The 1,087-nt window shown below is 55.6% G+C and carries 1 pseudogene; it reads right to left on the bottom strand.

Annotated elements, in window-relative coordinates:
• Nucleotides 1–99: 99 nt before the first annotated feature.
• A pseudogene (locus V8324_RS21985) lies at nt 100–785 on the bottom strand (IS110 family transposase); the annotation flags it as partial.
• Nucleotides 786–1,087: the final 302 nt, after the last annotated feature.

The raw sequence follows: 1,087 nt of genomic DNA, 5'->3' as shown, positions 1-1,087 counted from the left end.
AGAGCGCAGAGGCTTGGGTCCTCATCGCCCATATCAGACGTATGACCCGCCGCCTCGCAAGGCACTGAAATCATTCAACCCATTTTGAATCGGACTCTCAAATCGATGCGGATCATAAATTGCTGCGGCAAAGGCCAATGCCGTGATCGGACCGACGCCAGGTACTGTCATCAGGCGCTGACAGACTTTGGATCTACGGGTCATCTTCTTGATATCACCATCAATCGCAGCAACGGCTGTCAGAATGGCTTCGCGTGCTGCAAACAACCCACAAAGTGCGGCATGGAGGCCGGTCACACCGTCACTCACAGCAAGGCTGCGTCTTTGAATGCTGGCGACAAGGCACGTGGTAGGCGCACCCCAAATACGAAAACCAGCCCGCGGATTTGATTGTCGATAGTGACACGCTGCCCAACCAGCTTCTTGCGTGCCGCTATGAGCGCGCGGACGGCATGCGCAGACAGCGATTTGACATGTGTCGGTTTATAGAACCCGGTCCGCGCGAGATGTGCCAGGCCACGTGCGTCATTGCGATCTGTCTTGTACCCGGCCAAGGACTTTAAAGCCTGATAGGCCTGCCTGCTCTCAATGCACTGACCAGAAATGCCGAGTTCAACAAGGCCGTGGTAGAGCATCGGGGCCATCCTGCCAGTCTCAAATACAACACCTTTGCACTCCGGCCCAACGGCGAGAAAATCGCTGAGTGCCTTTGGGGACGTGGCAGGCTTTCCTTCCCGGATCAAAACACCTTCGCGATCCAAAACGCAGATGTGTGTCTCTTCCATCGAGACATCCAATCCTGCAAAATATTCCTTCTCTCAGCTCCTCAAAATGACGTAAGACCCCAACCTTACCGCGGTTTCAAAAGGTGGGATGATGATTACGCCGTGTTGAAAAACTCGTGCTTGATCAAAGGGCATACTGCTGATTCAATTCCGGCATTGAGCGGGAAGATCGGCGATGATGGGATCAAGGCAGCCCGCCCGCGCCAGCGCGCGCTGTGCCACCAGGCTGTCGGTGCGATGGCGCACCGTCGCGCCGGGGAAATGATCGTGGATCATGATACGGTTGTAGAGCTCGCTCTCCC

Origin of the sequence: Roseovarius sp. D22-M7 (genome assembly GCF_037083785.1) — a bacterium.
Taxonomy (GTDB): Bacteria; Pseudomonadota; Alphaproteobacteria; order Rhodobacterales; family Rhodobacteraceae; genus Roseovarius.
This window is presented reverse-complemented; position numbering and strand designations above follow the sequence as displayed.